Source organism: Oxynema aestuarii AP17 (assembly GCF_012295525.1).
Taxonomy (GTDB): Bacteria; Cyanobacteriota; Cyanobacteriia; order Cyanobacteriales; family Laspinemataceae; genus Oxynema; species Oxynema aestuarii.
The window spans coordinates 1,486,095-1,499,766 of the sequence record NZ_CP051167.1 but is presented as its reverse complement, the minus strand read 5'-3'; the positions used below and the strand labels follow the sequence as shown (position 1 = coordinate 1,499,766).

The 13,672-nt window shown below is 54.1% G+C and carries 15 protein-coding genes; 12 read left to right on the top strand and 3 right to left on the bottom strand.

The genetic code is table 11. The features are described from left to right. Positions 1-4 precede the first annotated feature (4 nt). The 10 genes from rpsK (at position 5) to HCG48_RS05940 (ending at position 7,252) form a co-directional block, all read left to right on the top strand. Complete coding sequence (gene rpsK / locus HCG48_RS05985; protein WP_168568328.1) at positions 5-400, top strand: 30S ribosomal protein S11; 396 nt, start codon at positions 5-7, stop codon at positions 398-400. 245 nt (positions 401-645) lie between these two features. Further along, entirely contained in the window at positions 646-1,593 is a 948-nt protein-coding gene (locus HCG48_RS05980; RefSeq protein WP_200670471.1) for a DNA-directed RNA polymerase subunit alpha, read from the top strand. A gap of 126 nt (positions 1,594-1,719) precedes the next feature. Further along, positions 1,720-2,070, top strand: a complete 351-nt coding sequence (gene rplQ / locus HCG48_RS05975; protein WP_168568327.1) for a 50S ribosomal protein L17 — start codon at positions 1,720-1,722, stop codon at positions 2,068-2,070. 86 nt (positions 2,071-2,156) lie between these two features. After that, positions 2,157-3,050, top strand: a complete 894-nt coding sequence (truA, locus tag HCG48_RS05970) for a tRNA pseudouridine(38-40) synthase TruA (RefSeq protein WP_168568326.1) — start codon at positions 2,157-2,159, stop codon at positions 3,048-3,050. Positions 3,051-3,056: 6 nt separating this feature from the next. Beyond that, on the top strand, positions 3,057-3,512 hold the full coding sequence (rplM, locus tag HCG48_RS05965) for a 50S ribosomal protein L13 (protein ID WP_168568325.1): 456 nt from the start codon (positions 3,057-3,059) through the stop codon (positions 3,510-3,512). After that, entirely contained in the window at positions 3,512-3,925 is a 414-nt protein-coding gene (rpsI, locus tag HCG48_RS05960; RefSeq protein WP_168568324.1) for a 30S ribosomal protein S9, read from the top strand. The genes rplM and rpsI overlap by 1 nt, the downstream gene beginning before the upstream one ends. Positions 3,926-3,952: 27 nt before the next feature. Further along, positions 3,953-4,102: a hypothetical protein gene (locus HCG48_RS05955; protein WP_168568323.1), complete on the top strand. Its 150-nt coding sequence runs from the start codon at positions 3,953-3,955 to the stop codon at positions 4,100-4,102. Continuing rightward, positions 4,095-4,319 (top strand): 50S ribosomal protein L31, encoded by a 225-nt coding sequence (gene rpmE / locus HCG48_RS05950; protein ID WP_168568322.1) that lies wholly within the window; start codon positions 4,095-4,097, stop codon positions 4,317-4,319. The genes HCG48_RS05955 and rpmE overlap by 8 nt, the downstream gene beginning before the upstream one ends. Positions 4,320-4,475: 156 nt before the next feature. After that, positions 4,476-5,585, top strand: a complete 1,110-nt coding sequence (prfA, locus tag HCG48_RS05945; protein WP_168568321.1) for a peptide chain release factor 1 — start codon at positions 4,476-4,478, stop codon at positions 5,583-5,585. A 263-nt stretch (positions 5,586-5,848) separates the two neighbouring features. Further along, entirely contained in the window at positions 5,849-7,252 is a 1,404-nt protein-coding gene (locus tag HCG48_RS05940) for a CHAT domain-containing protein (RefSeq protein ID WP_168568320.1), read from the top strand. A gap of 20 nt (positions 7,253-7,272) precedes the next feature. Here the strand turns inward: HCG48_RS05940 and HCG48_RS05935 are convergent, their stop codons facing one another. From HCG48_RS05935 to HCG48_RS05925, 3 genes are all read right to left on the bottom strand, one after another. Beyond that, positions 7,273-8,241, bottom strand: a complete 969-nt coding sequence (locus HCG48_RS05935; RefSeq protein WP_168568319.1) for an Npun_F2552 family protein — start codon at positions 8,239-8,241, stop codon at positions 7,273-7,275. A 600-nt stretch (positions 8,242-8,841) separates the two neighbouring features. Beyond that, positions 8,842-9,165, bottom strand: coding sequence for a hypothetical protein (locus tag HCG48_RS05930; protein WP_168568318.1), 324 nt, complete (start codon positions 9,163-9,165; stop codon positions 8,842-8,844). A gap of 80 nt (positions 9,166-9,245) precedes the next feature. Then, the gene (locus HCG48_RS05925; protein WP_168568317.1) at positions 9,246-10,685 is read right to left on the bottom strand and encodes an aspartate ammonia-lyase; all 1,440 of its coding nucleotides are present in this window, start codon (positions 10,683-10,685) and stop codon (positions 9,246-9,248) included. A 132-nt stretch (positions 10,686-10,817) separates the two neighbouring features. Here HCG48_RS05925 and HCG48_RS05920 point away from each other — a divergent pair, with 132 nt between their 5' ends. Beyond that, the gene (locus HCG48_RS05920) at positions 10,818-11,996 is read left to right on the top strand and encodes a tetratricopeptide repeat protein (RefSeq protein ID WP_168568316.1); all 1,179 of its coding nucleotides are present in this window, start codon (positions 10,818-10,820) and stop codon (positions 11,994-11,996) included. 103 nt (positions 11,997-12,099) lie between these two features. After that, positions 12,100-13,626: a carboxypeptidase M32 gene (locus HCG48_RS05915; RefSeq protein ID WP_168568315.1), complete on the top strand. Its 1,527-nt coding sequence runs from the start codon at positions 12,100-12,102 to the stop codon at positions 13,624-13,626. The last annotated feature ends 46 nt before the right edge of the window (positions 13,627-13,672 follow it).

Here is a 13,672-nt window from a genome sequence, read left to right as displayed (position 1 = left end):
CGATATGGCGCGACAACCCAACAAAAAAACTGGAGCACGCAAGCAAAAGCGGAATGTACCCAACGGGATTGGATACATTCAGTCTACGTTCAACAACACGATCGTCACGATCGCCGATCCCAATGGCGAAGTGATCTCCTGGGCTTCAGCCGGATCGAGCGGCTTTAAAGGGGCCAAAAAAGGCACCCCCTTCGCCGCTCAAACCGCCGCCGAAAATGCGGCCCGTCGGGCAACCGACCAAGGAATGCGGCAAATTGAAGTCATGGTGAGCGGTCCGGGATCCGGTAGAGAAACCGCGATTCGCGCACTGCAAGCTGCTGGTTTGGAAATCACCCTGATTCGGGACATCACCCCCATTCCTCACAACGGCTGCCGTCCGCCAAAACGCCGTCGGGTCTAACGCATAGGAATGACGCAGGGCTGAGAGCACAGGTATCTTGAATCGGAAAACAAGGGTTTGGAGCGAACGAAAACGATCGCCAACAACTGCCCCCAGATACGAGGCTCGCCATTTTGACTCACCCCACATGGCGGTCAAATGGTTTCGAGTTCCCTCAGTCCTGTTCGATCGGGGGATCTAGTCAGCAGTAAACGAGGGAGGCTTTGATTGGCCTTCTAGCGATCGAGGAGAAGGGAGGTCACTCCGTGGCGCAGTTTCAGATTGAGTGTGTAGAATCCAACACCGAAAAAGACCAAGGTCAATACGGCAAATTTGTATTGGAGCCGTTAGAACGAGGTCAAGGCACCACTTTAGGCAACGCGCTGCGGCGCGTTCTCTTGTCTAACTTGGAAGGAACCGCAATTACGGCAGTCCGGATTGCGGGCGTGAATCACGAATTTGCGACCATCGAGGGCGTGCGGGAAGACGTTCTCGAAATTTTGTTGAATATGAAGGAAATAGTCCTCAAAAGCTATTCCTCTCAACCGCAAATCGGTCGATTGCTCGTCCAAGGCCCGGCTACCGTTCTGGCGGGGCAGTTCGACCTGCCTTCTGAAGTCGAGATCGTCGATCCCAATCAATACGTGGCCACCCTTTCCGAAGGGGCAACCCTAGAAATGGAATTTCGGATCGAGAAAGGGAAAGGATATCGTTCCGTCGAACGAGTCCGCGACGACGCGACCGCTTTGGACTTCCTCCAAATTGACGCGGTGTTCATGCCCGTTCGTAAAGTGAACTACACCGTAGAAGACGCTCGCGTCGGTGGATCTTTGGAAAAAGACCGATTGATTGTAGAAATCTGGACCAACGGTTCGGTGACCCCGCAAGAGTCACTCAGCCAAGCGGCCAGCATTCTCGTCGATCTGTTCGTCCCGCTCAAAGATATTACCTTAGAGTCGATGGTTGACGAATCGACGGAGGATACCGATCCGACCAGCCAAATTCCCATCGAAGAGTTGCAGTTATCCGTAAGGGCGTACAACTGTCTCAAGCGCGCTCAAATTAACTCCGTCGCCGACTTACTCGACTACTCTCAAGAAGACTTACTTGAGATTAAAAACTTCGGTCAGAAGTCTGCGGAAGAAGTGATTGAAGCCCTACAAAAACGCTTGGGCATTACCTTACCTCAAGAAAAAACAGCCAAACCGAGCTAAGCGTCGCCGAAGCGCTCGGTGTAAAGTGCGAACCCGGCTTCGCGTCGCGTTGCACTTTATTAAAGCTTCGCGGCACGTTTCGAGCTAGATTTTCGCTCCTTGAAAATTGATAGTAAATAATTCATTATGCGTCACCGTTGTCGTGTACCTCAACTGAGCAAACCCGCCGATCAGCGTCGAGCTTTACTGCGATCGCTGACCACCGAATTGATCCGTCACGGTCGGATTACGACGACGAAAGTGCGGGCCAAAGCCGTGCGCTCGGAAGTCGAAAGAATTATCACCTTGGCCAAACAAGGAACCTTAGCTGCTCGACGTCGGGCCCTCGGTTACGTGTACGATAAGCAACTCGTACACGCCTTGTTCGAGCAAGTGGAAGCGCGTTACGGCAATCGTAACGGGGGCTACACCCGCATCATCCGCACCGTCAACCGACGGGGCGATAATGCCGAAATGGCGATTATCGAATTAGTCTAATTCCCCTTGCTGCGAAAATTGCGCGATCGCCGTCCTTTGTCCCCCACCGTCGAACCGTGGAGTTGCACCGAAACTCAGCCGAAATCATGAACCAGGCCGTGCAGGCAAAGGACAAACAGAGAATCGCTTTGGTGATTCAATACTTAGGGACTCATTTCTACGGGTGGCAACGGCAACCCGATCGCCGCACCGTACAAGCAGAAATCGAGACCGCGTTGTCAAACGTTCTCCAGCACTCGGTCACCGTCCACGCCGCCGGGAGAACCGACACCGGAGTTCATGCTGCCGCTCAAGTCGCCCACTTTGAAGCCAGCACGCCGATCCCCCCCCAGAGGTGGGCCGCGATTCTCAACAAATGGCTGCCGGAAGATATCGTCATTCGCGCTTCCGCAGCCGTCGCCGACAACTGGCACGCGCGATTTTCCGCAACTTGGCGGCGATATAGGTATACTTTATATACAGGCGCTCGTCCGAACCTATTCGTCGCTCCGGTTTCTTGGCACTACTATCACGCCCCTCTCGACGTCGATCGCATCCAAGAAGCCCTCGACCCCTTACTCGGCACCCACCATCTGGCAGCGTTCCATCGCGCCAACTCCAGCCGTTCTCATTCCTGGGTGGACGTTCACGAAGCCCACTGCGATCGCGACGGCCCTCTGGTTTACATCGAAGTACAAGCCAACGCCTTCCTCTACGGCATGATGCGGCTGCTCGTGGGAATGCTCGTCAAAGTGGGGCGCGGAACCCTGTCCACAAGCGAGTTTGCCGAGATTTGGCGAAACGAGCGCCGGGAGCGCGTCAAATATGCCGCCCCTCCCCAAGGCTTGTGCTTGTTGGGCGTCGGCTACCCGGACTTTCCCTTTCCACGGGAAATTTGGGACCGCACCCTGCCCAAATACCATTTCGACCCCCCTGCAGTCTCCCCCGTCGGGAGCGCTCGACCGGAAACCGCGATCGCGAGTAACTCACCTACCGACTAACCGACCATGAATAAAACATACGTCCCTCCCGTCGATTCCCTAGACCCCAAATGGTACGTCATCGATGCTGAAAACCAGCGTTTGGGGCGCTTGGCCAGCGAAATCGCCAAAATCCTCAGAGGGAAAAACAAACCCACCTACACCCCTCACATGGATACGGGCGACTTCGTGATCGTCGTCAACGCCGAAAAAATCCAAGTCACGGGTAAAAAACGCAGCCAAAAACTTTACCGCCGCCATTCGGGCCGTCCCGGTGGGATGAAAACCGAAACCTTCGCCCACCTGCAAAACCGCCTGCCCGAACGGATCGTCGAACAAGCTATCCGGGGAATGCTGCCCAAAAACGCCCTGGGCCGGAAACTGTTTACCAAACTCAAAGTGTACGCCGGACCGAACCATCCCCACCAAGCCCAACAACCCGAAACCTTAGAGATCGAAACCATTCCAGGAGGAAAAGCGTAATGCAACGAACCGATCGCAGCAATCAAGCCGTTTACTGGGGAACGGGCCGCCGGAAATCTTCGATCGCCCGCGTGCGCTTAGTTCCCGGGACGGGTCAACTCAAAATCAACAAATCTCCGGGAGAAGAATACCTGCAATTCAATCCCGCCTATATCTCCGCCGCCAAAGCCCCCCTCGAAACCCTCGGCTTGGAAAACGAATACGACATTCTCGTCAACGCCCACGGGGGCGGCCTGACCGGACAAGCCGAATCGATTCGCTTGGGCGTCGCCCGCGCCTTGTGCGAACTCGATCCCGACAATCGGGGTCCGTTAAAAATTGAAGGATACCTCACCCGGGATCCTCGTGCCAAAGAGCGGAAAAAATACGGCTTGCGCAAAGCCCGCAAAGCCCCTCAATACTCCAAGCGCTAATCCCCCTCGCGGCCTTCTGCGAGTCCTTTGTCCGTCGTGGCGATCGCGCGCCAGCGCAGCTTGAAAAGAGAGCCTCGACGGGAACGGGGGACTCGTGCGATCGCCCGCGAATCGAGCTTGGAAAACGCTAAAATTGAAAATACCACCACCGTAGCAAGAATCAAGAACGATGCCTAAACCCGATATTCACCCCGAGTGGTACCCCGAAGCCAAAGTCTACTGCAACGGCGAATTCGTGATGACCGTCGGTTCTACCCAACCGGAAATTCACGTCGATGTTTGGTCCGGCAACCATCCCTTCTATACCGGAACCCAAAAAATTATCGATACCGAAGGGCGGGTCGAACGCTTCATGCGTAAATACGGCATGTCCGACACTCAGTCGAAGAAATAGCAGAGTTGATTGCAGAGGTGGGCGGGTCGCCAATGTCCGCAACCGTCGCCGAACCCCTTCCCGTTCGTCCGACGCGCGCCGTTCGATTCGCCAGATATCATCTCTAACCCTATCGAGCAACTCTTCTCAATTCTTTAACTGAGCGATCGCTGACTTATGGCTGAAACTTATCTGCTAGAGAAACTCAAATCCGTCGAGCAAACCTTCAACGAATTGACTCGACGGCTGGCCGATCCCGATATTGCCACCGACCCGAACGAATTTCAAAAAGTGGCGAAGGCTCGTTCTTCCTTGGAAGAAGTCGTCACGACCTTCGAGACTTGGAAAAAGACCCAAGAAGAACTCAAAGGCGCCCGCCAAGTACTCAAAGAAGCCAATGCCGATCCCGACCTTCAAGAAATGGCCGCTCAAGAAGTGAGCGAACTGGAGGAGGCGATCGAAAACCTCGAAGTCCGGCTCAAAATCCTCCTATTACCGCGCGATCCCAACGACGATAAAAACATCATGTTGGAAATCCGCGCCGGAACGGGAGGCGACGAAGCGAGTATTTGGGCGGGGGACTTGGTGCGGATGTATTCGCGCTACGCGGAAGGCCAAGGGTGGCGAGTCAAATTACTCAGCGAGTCTCTAGCAGATATGGGCGGCTTCAAAGAAGCCATCCTCGAAATTCAAGGGGAACAAGTTTACAGCAAATTAAAATTTGAAGCCGGAGTTCACCGCGTGCAGCGCGTTCCGGTCACCGAAGCCGGGGGTCGGGTTCACACCTCTACCGCCACCGTCGCGGTGATGCCGGAAGTGGATGACGTCGAAGTGGAAATCGATCCGAAAGATATCGATATTTCCACGGCGCGATCCGGCGGGGCGGGCGGTCAAAACGTCAACAAGGTAGAAACCGCCGTCGATTTATTCCACAAACCGACCGGAATCCGGATTTTTTGTACGGAAGAGCGATCGCAACTGCAAAACCGAGAACGGGCGATGCAGATTTTGCGAGCTAAATTGTACGAAATTAAACTGCGCGAACAACAAGAAGCGGTGACCTCGATGCGTCGTTCTCAAGTTGGAACCGGGGCGCGATCGGAGAAAATCCGCACGTACAATTACAAAGACAACCGAGTGACCGATCACCGTTTGGGGCAGAACTTCACCCTGACCTCGGTTTTGGAAGGAGATATCGAGCCGATGGTGCAAGCTTGTATCGGCCAAGATCAGCAAGAAAGGCTGGCTGAATTAGCGGCTTCCACGTCGATGCCGACATCGGTCTAGTCCCTACAAATACCCATACTGCGTTGTTCCATTCTCGGACCAGTTACAAAAGCGAGACCTCGATGCTCGCTTTTTTGCTTTTTGGCTTTCCTCATTCGCCGCCTGCAGACGACAATAATTTTTCTGAAGTAATTTAATCGAATTTTGAGCAATTGACTATGATGGAAGGCGTATTTCCGACCGTCTATCAAGTCGAACGAAGATTAGGGTAATTCGAGCAGCATCGGGAAGACGATCGCACCGTTGACGGGAGTCAAGAGATCATGAATGTATGGGGTGGGAGTTTGTCTCCGGATCTCTATCGCGGATTTCAACGAGTGTTGATCGTTCAAAATCGAATCGAGACGGCGTTGGAAGTCGGCGAACAGGGACGAATTAAGGCTTTCGAGCAGTGGCTGGACAGTCACGAATGCCCGAGGGCGGGCTTTGCAGAGCCGATCGCCTCGCCGAATATCCGGGCGATCGCGCAAATGGCGGCCCGCACGCAGACCACCTTAATCGAGTATTCCTTAGTTTACGATTACGACTTATTCAATCAAAACCCGTGGATCGATAAAGGGTTCGATCGCCTCTACGGTTACGCTACCGAACTCTATATCTGGGTTGTGCCTCCCCAAGGAAAAGTCCAGTTTCGCCGGATTTACCTGGAAAAAATCTATCAAGAATACGGGGTCTCCCTCGCCGGACTGGTTCGCAACTTACGAAAGGCGATCGCCCGCCAATGCGACCCCAGTCGTATGAACGACGACGGCAAAACCGGGTTAGACATTCCCGACCTGCTGGCGATCCTCTATCAAATTTTAATCGAGCCGATCGCCCCATGGTTGCCCGACGATCCGAGCCGACGGGTGAGCGTCATTCCCCAAGATTTTCTCTTTTTAGTGCCCTTTGCGGCCCTCGCCGATCGCCAGGGACGGCCTTTACTCGAAAAACATACCTTATTGTTAGCACCGGCGATCGAAACCTTGGGTTTGCCCCAAGCCCCAGGGCGATTGCCCCAACCCACGCGATCGCGTTGTGCTTTAGTCGTCGGTTCCGTCAAGATGCCCCGAGTCGCACTAGAATTTGGCGAACCGCCGTTGCAATTGCCCCCACTGTGCGACAGCGAAAGCGAAGCCCTCGCGATCGCCGATTTTTTAAACGTCGAAGCGTTCGCAGGCGATCGCGCCACCAAAAACGCCCTCTTGCAACAGTGGCCCGACGCGGCGATCGTCCATTTGGCAACCCCCGTATTTGTCGAAGATACCCCAGGGTTGAGTGAAACGATCGCCCTCTCTCCAGATAAACGACATAATGGCTTGTGCCGGATTTGGGAACTGTTCGCACCGACACCGGGATCGACTCGTAGTAGGGACAATCCCGAACTGCTCGTGTTAAGCGGCTGCGATCCCAAACCCGGGCGCCTGCAAGGGCATCACTTTTTCTGGTTGTGTTGGAGTGCGATCGCCGCCGGAATCCCCAGTTTGCTGTTGTCCTCCTGGCGACCGCCCCAGGGGAGTAGCACCCCCTTGCTCCTCGATTTTTACCGAGAATGGCAGGCCACCGGAGATCGGGCGATCGCCTTGCGGCGCGCCTCCCTCGCCGCCAGGGAACGCAACGCCGACCTCGCCCATTGGGCCGCCTTCGTCTTGGTCGAATCCGCCAACGGCGGCGATCGTGCAAAGTAGACGCTACGCGATCGACCCGATTAAGCCTTGTTCTGGCCGCGATAGGCTTTCATCGGTTCTTGAATTAAGCGGATGTATAAATGTCGGAAGGTCGATTTGAGGACCCGGGGCAGGCCGAAATCGATCGGAACCAGGGCTTCCGGTAATTTCCAATCCTCGATCCTCACGTCAACGGGTCTCAAGTGAGGAAAGGCGATCGCGTCGAGTTCCGGACATAAACCCAACCGCAGGGAGGCCGCCGCCGTCGGCACGATCGCCGGATCGACATTGAGAACCTCCAAGAGGGCGCGATCGCAGGCAAATACATCGTCAGAGGCCGCTAAAATGCCCAAATCGCGCGGTTCCCCGCCACTCGGACCGTTTCCCTCGTGGCCGATGATGCCATCGACAATCGTCAAATTCGGGGCGATCGTCCGCGCCGTTTCCACCAACATTTCCCCGAAGCGGTCTACATCTTTCCCCGCCTCCATGTGCCACCACGCTTTCATTTTGCCCGGAACGCAGCCGAACAGATTTTTGACCCCCAACGTCATTGTCAGTTGCACGTGAGACTTGACTTTGGGTAAATTAATCACGACATCCGCTTCCATTGTTTCTTTCGACAGTAACAAGTGGTCGAAGCGATCGCCTAACGTTTGATAGCGTTTCCCTTTGAACTCCACAATCGGCAAATTCAACGCCTCGACCAGTTCCCCGTATCCGTTCGCATTCGCCACCCCGCGCGCGCTGCCAAATGCGGGACTGTCGCCCAAAAACGGATCGCCCCCCGCATCGCGCACCATTTGCGCCACACAAGCGACGATTTCGGGACGGGTGACGCATTCCTTCGTCGGACGGGAACCCGTGAGTAAATTGGGTTTGAGTAAAACGCGATCGCCCGGCTTGACAAAGCCCTCCATCCCTCCCCAGGGATCGAGCATCTGCGCGATCGTTTGTTTTAATAACTGAGGTTCGTAACTGCGCGATCGCACTAAACTGACTTGAGCCATTATTTGAAAATAAAATCACTTCTGATGTTGAGTTATAGCAATTTTCTCGTCATCTTAGCCAGTCGCGCGGATCGGCGATCGCCTCGTTTGCAAGTTTTTCCCAAGGATGACCCCTTAAAAAAACTCGATCTCGTCTGATTGTGAAACCGAGTAACAAGAGGATTTTTCAATCGAATTGTTAGATATTTTATCCCTTTAAATCCGGTAAGCCGTTCGCCATGGAGACGAGGAAATCATTTCGGCCTGTCGGGAATGCGAGCATCTCGATCGCTTTTGCAGGATCCCATTTAGGCGATCGACAGCTCGATTATCTAACAAATGGTTCTCTCGAAAAATTGAGAAGGGCGATCGCCTTCGACCGCCTTACTATTGAGCGATCGCCAATCCTAGAGAACGATTGATAGCCATCCTAAATCAGTTGAAACAAGAAGCGCACAGACTGAAAACCCGATTCTTCATAAGGTAAACTCCCGGTTCTGTGGGTAGATTCAGTATTTCCACTGAAATGACGGGTTGAGGGAGTCAGTCGGGCAAAAATTAAATTTCACAACTCAAATAGGATAGCTCTTTTACGGTGTTTACTCCCTCCTCGTTCGAGCTTCAAGTTTGAATTCCCAAGCGTCCCTTCGCTCCCCGTTGCAGAGTCGTAATTCGTTCTGCATTCGAGAAAGTTCCTGACACTTGATACTGAGTAATCGGCGGTTTAATTTCAATTTTTGTAATTTTACTCATGCAGACAATCACCGTATTGTCCATCAAATGAAAAATCGCCCAACCCTGACCTAAAAGATCGTTTAATTGAGCTTGAAACTGTTGGGGAGATAGAGGAACCTTAAAAGAATCGTGATGGCCGTCATCATAATAAAAAGTCACCTCTGTCACTTCCGGTTCGGTTTGCATCGAAGCAAACGATCCTCTAACCATATCCAAACTCCTGAATTCATCTAATTAGAAACTACCCGCTTCGACAGGTAAAGCGATCGCCCTGTAGTTCTGGGTTAACTTTAGCTCAGTTCCCGGGAGCGAGCTTGTGCCGATCCGGGTAAAGCGCTCATTTTTTGCAAATCCAAGACTTGAGCTAATTGTTCTTCACTCATCAGTCCTTTTTCTAACACGAGTTGGCGCAGAGACTTACCCGTTTCTAAAGATTCTTTAGCGATAGCTGCCGCGTTGAGATAGCCGATATGAGGATTGAGGGCCGTCACCAAGGCGAGACTGCCTTCTGCATATTCCGCACAGCGATCGCCCTTCGCCGTAATGCCCTTCAAACAGCGTTCCGTCAGGGCAGCGATCGTGTGGCCGAGGATTTCGATGCTGTGGATTAAATCATAAGCGATTAACGGCATCATCACATTGAGTTCGAGTTGTCCCCCTTGCGCCGCCAGGGCGATCGCGCTATCGTAGCCCATGACTTGAAAGCAGACCATCGAAGTCATTTCCGCCATCACCGGATTGTATTTCCCCGGCATAATCGACGATCCCGGTTGAACGGGGGGCAGTTGAATTTCCTTCAAGCCCGTTTTCGGGCCCGAATCCATCAGGCGCAAGTCGTGGGAGATTTTAATTAAATCTTGGGCTAAATTGCGTAAAGCGCCAGAGACGCTGACAAACGGAGCCATACTTTGCATCGCCGCCATGTAGTGCAAAGCGGGTTCTAACGGCAGTTGAATTAACTCCGAAAGCACTTGGGCGACGCGGGTGTAATATTGCGGATGAGTATTCAATCCAGTTCCCGTGGCGCTACCGCCGAGTCCGATAACGGTGAGGTCTTTGGCGGCGTTTTCGATCCGAATCAAGTGATCGGTGAGGATTTGGGCCCAGGCGCCGAATGTCTCGCCGAGGCGGACCGGGACCGCATCTTGCATGTGAGTGCGACCGGATTTGACGATATCTTTAAATTCAATTGCTTTATCGTCCAAAGCGGCGATCGCCTCGGACAGAGCCGGGTAAAAATGGTGTTCGAGGGCTAACAAGCCGCCCACCCGGATCGCCGTCGGGATCGTGTCGTTGGTAGACTGGCCGAAGTTGACGTGATCGTTGGGGCTGACGCGGCTGTAATTCCCTTTGCGATCGCCCAACAATTCTAAAGCCCGATTGGCCAAAACTTCGTTAACATTCATGTGGTGAGACGTTCCCGCCCCGGCTTGATAGACATCGACCACGAACTGATCGCGCCATTGTCCTTGGAGAATCTCGTCCGCCGCCCGCACGATCGCCTCGGCAATCTCCGAAGGAATGCAACCGAGTTCGCCATTGGTCAAAGCGGTAGCTTTTTTGATTAAAACGCAAGCATCGACATAAGTAGGTAGGGGTTTGAGTCCGCTAATCGGGAAATTCTCGATCGCCCGTAAAGTTTGAATCCCGTAATAAGCATCGGCGGGGATTTGCAGTTCCCCCATCGAGTCGCGTTCGGTTCGATAATCTCGGTTCGTTGGCTCGCTCATAACTGTTTTTCTTAAGCGGATGACGGTTCTCCATCTTCGCACGAGAACTCGAACGAAAGGGGTTTGGGCGCAGTATCCTGGTGAGTAGGAACCACTTGAATTCGGGTTGGCTCACCCCGGGAGTCCAGGAAGATGAACGAACTGACGACCAATTACCAGCGCACTTTGGAGTCTCGACCGGATAATTACTGGGATTGCTACCAGCAAGGGAATCAGTTGAGAGATGGGGGGCATTACCACGAAGCGTTAGGATATTATGACAAAGCCCTGGAATATCAACCGCAAGATTATTGGGCGTGGTATCAGATCGGCAACGTCTTGGGAGATTTAGGGCGTTACGAAGAAGCGATCGCCAGTTTCGAGCGAGCTTTAGCCGCCAGACCGGGAGATTATTGGGTTTACTATCAAATTGGCATCATGCTCGACCAGAGCGATCGCCCGGAAGAAGCGATCGTCAGTTACGATCGCGCTTTAGATATCCGACCGGATGATTACTGGGCCTGGTATCGTCGTGCGGGAGCCTTGCGCGAGGCGGGATGGCTCGACGAGGCGATCGCCAGTTACGACCGCGCCCTCGAAATCCGCCCGGGAGACGATTGGGCCTGGTACCGTCGCGGCGAGACCTTAGAGCAGATGCGCCGTTACGACGAAGCCCTGAGTAGTTACCGACGAGTGTTAGGGATTGACCCGGAGGACGCCACGGTTTGGTATCGTTACGGGCGCGTCCTCGACTTACTCGGCGACGCCGAAGGGGCGATCGCCGCTTACGACCGCGCCATCGAGATCGACGCCGAAGACGAGCGGATTTGGTACGATCGCGCGATCGCCCTGAGCGACTTAGAGCGCTGGACCGAAGCCCTCGCCAGTTACGACGAAGCCCTCGACCTCAACGGCGAACAGGAGTGGAGTTGGTATCAACGGGGTCAGGTGTTGCAGCAATTGGGGCATCACGAGGAGGCGATCGCCAGTTACGACCGCGCGATCGCCCTTCAGTCCCAGAAAACGCCCGATTGTGACCAATACAGCTATTTAAACCGTTGGCTACGGCACGCTCGCGCCGTGGCCCTGGGGGACGCCGGACGCCATCAGGAAGCGCAAGCCGACTTCGAGCGGGCGATCGCCCTCGATCCCGAAGAGGGGGAACTCTGGTACGACCGCAGTCGCTATTATTTAGAACGGGGAGAGCGAGAGCAGGCGATCGATAGTTTGGAACGCGCCTTGTACGTTCGACGCGCGATCGCCCGCGAGCGCTTGGCCGATCTCGCATGGGCCGTCCTCCAGGGCGATCCGCGCTTTCAAGCCTTGATGTAGGGCGACGGAGTCAGACCCGGGCGATCGCAGCGCCAAGCCAACAGAAAGCGGCACGAGATGGCAAACTATAACCTAGAAGATTCTATCTATCGACTCCCCAATCGTGCCAACCTCGGAAAATAACGAACCCTTACTGGCTCAATTGCAACAGCGCCTACGCGAAATCGCCGATTTAGAAGGAGCTGCGGCGGTATTGAACTGGGATCGAGTGACCTACATGCCTCCAGGTGGGGCCAGCGCGCGCGCTCGGCAGTTAGCGACCCTGAGACAATTGGCTCACGCTAAATTTACCGATCCGAAAATGGGCGAACTGCTCGAAAGCTTGGAACTCGAATACCGCGATCGCCCCTACGACAGCGACGAAGCCAGTTTGATCCGGATCGTGCGGCGGGACTACGATCGCGCCGTCCGCATTCCCGCCGCCTTTCTCGCCGAATTTTCCCAACATCGGGCCACCTGTTACGAAGCATGGGCCAAAGCGCGACAAGCCGACGATTTCGAGATCGTCCGACCCTATTTAGAAAAAACATTAGAACTGAGCCGAGAGCGGGCCAGTTTCTTCCCAGAGAGCGACCATATTGCCGATTCGGCGATCCAGAGTGCCGATTACGGTTACACCGTCGCCGAATTGAAACCGTTATTCGAGCAATTGCGATCGCAGTTAGTGCCGATTGTCGAGGCGATCGGCGATCGTCGTGAAATAGACGACTCCTGCTTGCACCAGCACTTCCCCGAAGAGCGCCAATTGCTGTTTTGCCATCGGGCGATCGCCCGGATGGGATACGACTTCAGCCGGGGACGCCAGGATAAAACCCTGCACCCGTTCATGACAAAATTCTCCCTCGGCGACGTTCGCATCACCACCCGCGTATACGAATCCCATCTCGGACAAGCTTTGTTTAGCAGCATCCACGAAGCCGGACACGCCTTATACGAACAAGGGATTAGCGAAGCTTTTGAAGCCAGTCCCCTCGGTCGGGGGGCCTCCAGTGGACTCCACGAAAGTCAGTCCCGCTTGTGGGAGAACATCGTCGCCCGCAGTCGGGGATTTTGGGAATATTTTTACAATCAGTTGCAAGGTGTATTTCTGTCCCAACTCGGGCAGATTTCCACCGAAAAATTCTATCGCGCCATCAATAAAGTCCGGCGATCGCTCATCCGTACCGACGCCGACGAAGTGACTTACAACCTGCACGTCGCCATTCGTTTCGATCTCGAACTGGCTCTGCTCGAAGGAAAATTGAGCGTTCGCGACCTTCCCGAAGCTTGGCGGGAACGCTATCGCCAAGACCTCGGGATCGTCCCCGACAGCGATCGCGACGGCGTACTGCAAGACGTTCACTGGTACGACGGGGCGATCGGTGGCCGATTCCAAAGTTATACCCTGGGAAATTTGATGAGCGTGCAATTTTATCAACAGGCGATCGCAGAAGATCCCGAAATTCCCGTCGATATCGAACGCGGTAACTTGCAAACCCTACACCAGTGGCTCAAACGCAATATTTACCGTCACGGAAGTAAATACACCGCCAACGAATGCCTCCAGCGCGTCACGGGTCAATCGCTCAGTGTAAACCCCTTTATTCATTACATCCGAGAGAAATACGGAGATTTGTACGGCCTTTCGTAAGATGCATCGTTCGGTAAAATGAGTTCGATCGTCCGAGTCGGCTATA